The sequence below is a fragment of the Prosthecobacter sp. genome (genome assembly GCF_044373815.1).
In the GTDB taxonomy this organism is placed as follows: domain Bacteria; phylum Verrucomicrobiota; class Verrucomicrobiia; order Verrucomicrobiales; family Verrucomicrobiaceae; genus Prosthecobacter.
The window spans coordinates 1-4,857 of the sequence record NZ_JBIPNG010000489.1 but is presented as its reverse complement, the minus strand read 5'-3'; the positions used below and the strand labels follow the sequence as shown (position 1 = coordinate 4,857).

Genomic DNA, 4,857 nt, shown 5'->3' with positions numbered 1-4,857 from the left:
CAATCTTGGGGGCTGGGACTCGGGCTGCAGCCATCAGCAACTTCATGCCACCCTTCGCCCAAAGGTACAGCAACATTTTTGTCACATCGCCCCACCTCAAACGCTGTGCCGAACACTATTGGCACTCCTGCCCGCAATGCGAACGTCTCGGGGCATACGTTGCAGGCAAGAGTGCCCGCATCACTTGGAACGCTTTTGCCAGCCACTCTGGCAAGCACCCTTCACCGCCGCATAAACCCCTCAATCTCCCCCCGCGTCGGAATCGCAGGCTGCGCTCCCGCCTTCAGCGTCGCCAGCGCACCCGCTGCATTCGCAAAACCAATCGCATCTCCTCTTCCCTCGCCACTCGCCACGGCAAACGCCCCCGCAAACGTATCTCCCGCGCCCACCGTATCCACCGGCGTCACCTTTGGCGGCGCGATCTCCATCACCCCATTTTCAGTGATGCTCAGCGTGCTCTCCGCGCCACGCGTGATGATCAAATGCCTGCACATCGCCTCAGTCAAATTTCGGCTGGGCGTGATCTGCTCCGCCTCACCCTCGTTCACAATCAACACATCCACCGCAAATCGCGCCGCGAGATACACCTCACTCAACGGCGACGGATTCAAAACCACCCGCACACCCGCATCACGCGCGATTTCCGCAACTCGTTGCACCACCGCCAGCGGACACTCAAGCTGCAGCAGCAGCGCATCCGCCCCACGAATCAATCCGGCATGCTTCTCCACATCCTCCGGCGTGATCGCATGATTCGCCCCCGCATTCACGATGATGGAATTCTCCCCGTGATCATCCACCGCAATGAAGGCCGATCCCGTGGGCATTGCCGAACGCAAAACGCCCGTCGTATCAATGCCCTCACTCTCCAACGCCTCCAAATATCGCGCCCCGAAGTCATCCAGCCCCACACAGCCAATAATGCTCACCGCACCGCCTGCACGCGCTGCCGCCACGGCCTGGTTCGCACCCTTCCCACCAAAGCACGTCAGCATGCCACTCGCCGCGAGCGTCTCTCCAGGCGCAGGGATGTGCGGCACACGCAGCGTGTGGTCCACATTCAGCGAACCGACGACGACAATTCTGGGGCGCTTCTCTGCCATCACTTCCTGGCGGCTGGAGGTTCCACACTGAGCTGCACAATCGCCTCGCGCACACGCGCGGTTTGCTCCGCGCTCATCACCAAAAAGCGGTGCTTCCCTTTGCCGCCCTTGCCCGCACGAAACAACGTGGCCGAATCATTTTCCACCACGACGTTTCCCGGCGGCGAAAGATCAAAGGAGCCGCGTTCTGGCAGCACCGCATACAGCACCGCCGTCGGGTCCCAAGTCGGACGATCATGCGGCGGCGGATTGTACAAATAATAAGCTTCCTTCAGCGGATGATACGGGATGTAGTTGAGATCTTCTTCGATGACGACATGCGGAAACGCCGCCGCCACACCGATCTCATACCCGCTCCACACCACCGGCGTGGGCCACTCCTTGGCAAGCTTCTGCGCCGCCGGCACATCCAGCTTCACATTGTACTCCAGGTGTCGCGTGTCCCACTGCACTGTCTGGAAAGCCCCCGCCATGATGCTCAGAAATTTCACCTTCTTCGCGATCAATTCCTTCCCACCCGGAGCATCAAGCAAACGCGATAGATTGGTGAAAAAGCCCACCTGCGCGATGACCACGCTGCCATCTGGCTGCGCAGCAAGCACCTTCTTGATCAACTCCACCGCTTCAGGCGCATCCGCACCGCTCTTCAAATCATGCGGATATCGCAGGTTGCCATCAGCGTTCTTCTCGTCCGCCAGCAGATTAAACTTCCCCGCCTCCTTCGCCGCACCGTCACGCACCACGCCGATCGGCGTGTCGGGATATCCATACAACGTGTTCACCGCATCCACAAACGCCGCCGCCTGCGGATGATCCTTCGTGATCGTCACCGCCAGCAGTTCGCACGCGCCGCGCTTTTGCAGATTGTGGATCATCGCCAGCGCCATCATGTCATCGACATCATTGCCCATGTCGGTGTCGAAGATGAGTTTGACCGGCGCTGCCGGGGACAGGCCGCAGAGCGCACAGAGGAATAGGGTGATGAGCTTTTTCATTTCTTGGGTGGTTGCACAGTGGTTTGAACGATGGCCTCCAGCACGCGGGCCTGCTGCGCTGAAGTCAGGGTGAGAAATCGGTCGCGTTTGCCGCCTTTGCCATCTTTGCCTGGTGGCATGAATCGTGTGAAACCGTCAGCGCCCACACGCACGCGCCCTTGGGCAGAAAGGCCAAAAAATTCGCGCTCAGGAACCACCGCCTGCAGCACACTGCTCTCATCCCAGCACGGCCGGTCATGCGCCGGTCCGCTGTGCAGCAGATAGGCCTCCTTCACGATGTGATGAGGCACATAGCCAAAATCCTGCGCGATGCTTGCCCGCGGAAACGGCAGCGCCTCGCCGATCTCATACCCGCTCCAGTGCACCGGCACCTCTTCCGGCCACTCATTCGCCACCGTCTGCATGAAGCCGATGCCATTGATGACGTTCGCCTCCAGGTGGTAGTTCGTATGATTGCAGAAGGCGAACGCTCCCGCCATGATGGACAGCATCTTCACCTTCTGCCGGATCAATGCGGGGCCATCGAGCGGAGAATGCGCATCCGCCTTCGACTTCAGTAAGTTCGCCATGTTCGAGGCAATGCCCACGCTGATGATCGAAACACTCCCGTCCGGCTGCTTCGCCAGCAGCTCACGCAGCAGGTCCACCGCTTCACGCGCATCGTCGTTCTTCTTCAAATCATGCGGATAGTCCAGTGAATCCGCCAGCTTCAAATAACTGCTCGCACGCTTCTGCGCCGTCGGATCACTAGTCACCCCAATCGGCAGATCAGGCCGTCCATAAAACGTGTTCTGCGCATCCACAAAACTCGCCGTGAGCGGATTGTCCTTCGAGATCGTCACCCCGAGAAACTCACACGCACCTCGGTCCGCCAGCGTGTGGCACATCGTCAGCGCCAGCACGTCATCCACATCTCCGGTGATGTCGGTGTCAAAGATGATGCGCGGTTTTTCAGCGAAAGCCGAGGCACCCAGAAGCAGTAAAAAAACGATCGATTTCATGCATTCTATTTTCTCCTCCAAGTGTCCGCCAGCACGGCAGCGACAATAACCAGCCCCGTGACCACACGCTTCACCGGCTCCGTAGCTCCCACCTGAATCAGCCCTGCCTCCAGCGTGGCAATGATCAGCACGCCCATGAAGCTCTTCACCACCGATCCCCGCCCGCCCATCAAACTAGTGCCGCCAACCACCACCGCAGCAATAGCACCCAGCTCAAAACCTGTGCCCGCATTCGGATCAGCAGACCCAAGCCGCGAGCAGTTAAAAACCGCCGCCAGCCCCGTCAGCGCACCCAGCAATGCATGCGCAAAAATGCGCGGACGATCCACCGACAGCCCGGAAACCAGCGCAGCTTCTCGATTCGCACCAATGGCAATCAAATGCCGCCCAATGGCCATCTGCGAAAGCATCACCTGCCCCGCCGCCACCACCAGCAGACTGATCACAAACGCAGGCGAAATCACCAGCCCGCCAAACGGTGCACCAAGGGCTTCAATATCCGCGCCAATGTACTTCGTCTGCGAGTTCGTCGTCAGGAACGCCAGCCCACGCGCGATCTCCAGCATGCCCAGCGAAACGATAAACGAGGGCAGCCGCAGTTTCACACTCACCGCCCCCGTCGTGCTGCCGATCACCGCTCCGACACCCACACTCGCGAGCACCGCCAGTGCCAGCCCCCAATGCAGATCCGCCATCAGCACTCCCGTCACCGCGCCGCAGAATCCCAGCAGCGATCCCACCGAAAGATCAATGCCACCCGTCACCATCACCAGCGTCATCCCCGTGGCCACCAGCGCCAGCGCCGGGATGCGATTCGCCACCGTCCCCAGCGTACCCATGCTGAAAAAGCTGTCCCGCATCAGCCCAAAGAGCACGATCATCGCCGCGAGCACGGCAATGAGGATGAAGAAGTCGGTCCAGCGGCGCATGATGAAAAAAGAGGTCACTTCACCACCACATCCACCGGCGTCTGTTGATCCGCAGGCGTCGCCTTGTCCTTCAGCACTTTCAGCGCCGCCTCAATGCCAAACACCGCGAGTTGATCCCCATGCTGATCACACGTGGCCAGCACACGCCCATCCGCCAGCAGCGGCTTCAGCGCAGCGATATTATCAAACCCGATGATCTGCACCTGCCCCGCCTTGCCCGCAGCTTGCACCGCAGCCGCAGCCCCCAGGGCCATGTTGTCATTGGCGCACAGCAGAGCCTTCAAATTCGCATTCGCGGCCAGGATTCCCGCAGCCACGCCATTGGCCTTCTCCATCTCCCACTGTCCGCTCTGTGACGCCACGATCTTCATGCCCGCAGCATTCATCGCGTCTTCAAAGCCCGCCTTGCGCTGCTGCCCGTTAAAGGCCGTGGTCACCCCTTCGATGATCGCCACCTCATCACCCGCCTTGAGCTTCTTCGCCAGCACCTCTCCCACTGCCTTTGCTCCAGCACGATTGTCAGGACCTACAAACGGAATACTCAGCCCCGCCTGCTTCAGCGTGTCCGCATCCAGCTTGTTGTCGATGTTGATGACCAGCACCCCCGCCTCCTTCGCTCGCTTCAGCACCGTGACCAGCGCCTTCGAATCCGCCGGTGCAATGACGATGGCCTGCACTCCCTGCGACACCATCTGATCCACCAGCCCCACCTGCTCGGCCAGGTCCGTCTCGTTTTTGATGCCGTTCACCAGGAGTTCGTAATCACCCGCATGCGCCGCCTGGTGCTTCTTCGCCCCTTCGGCCATCGTTTGAAAAAACTCATTCGCCA

Annotated in this window: 5 protein-coding genes; all 5 read right to left on the bottom strand. The window is 60.1% G+C overall.

The genetic code is table 11. The annotated features are described in order from the left end of the window. Positions 1-221: 221 nt before the first annotated feature. Positions 222-1,103 (bottom strand): ribokinase, encoded by an 882-nt coding sequence (locus ACIREA_RS26755; RefSeq protein ID WP_397385380.1) that lies wholly within the window; start codon positions 1,101-1,103, stop codon positions 222-224. After that, positions 1,103-2,098, bottom strand: coding sequence for a nucleoside hydrolase (locus ACIREA_RS26750; protein WP_397385379.1), 996 nt, complete (start codon positions 2,096-2,098; stop codon positions 1,103-1,105). Before ACIREA_RS26750 ends, ACIREA_RS26755 begins: the two co-directional genes overlap by 1 nt. After that, entirely contained in the window at positions 2,095-3,099 is a 1,005-nt protein-coding gene (locus ACIREA_RS26745; RefSeq protein WP_397385378.1) for a nucleoside hydrolase, read from the bottom strand. Before ACIREA_RS26745 ends, ACIREA_RS26750 begins: the two co-directional genes overlap by 4 nt. Before the next feature lie 5 nt (positions 3,100-3,104). Then, a complete protein-coding gene (locus tag ACIREA_RS26740; protein ID WP_397385377.1) occupies positions 3,105-4,028 on the bottom strand; it encodes an ABC transporter permease in 924 nt (307 codons plus the stop codon). Between the two features lie 14 nt (positions 4,029-4,042). Next, positions 4,043-4,857: substrate-binding domain-containing protein (locus ACIREA_RS26735; protein WP_397385376.1), on the bottom strand; the 815-nt coding region annotated here is incomplete at its 5' end.

What these genes read in the sequence shown, in the direction of transcription:
- ACIREA_RS26755 (WP_397385380.1), bottom strand. Translation starts at nt 1,103, where the DNA reads ATGGCAGAGAAGCGCCCCAGAATTGTCGTCGTCGGTTCGCTGAATGTG.
- ACIREA_RS26750 (WP_397385379.1), bottom strand. Translation starts at nt 2,098, where the DNA reads ATGAAAAAGCTCATCACCCTATTCCTCTGTGCGCTCTGCGGCCTGTCC.
- ACIREA_RS26745 (WP_397385378.1), bottom strand. Translation starts at nt 3,099, where the DNA reads ATGAAATCGATCGTTTTTTTACTGCTTCTGGGTGCCTCGGCTTTCGCT.
- ACIREA_RS26740 (WP_397385377.1), bottom strand. Translation starts at nt 4,028, where the DNA reads ATGCGCCGCTGGACCGACTTCTTCATCCTCATTGCCGTGCTCGCGGCG.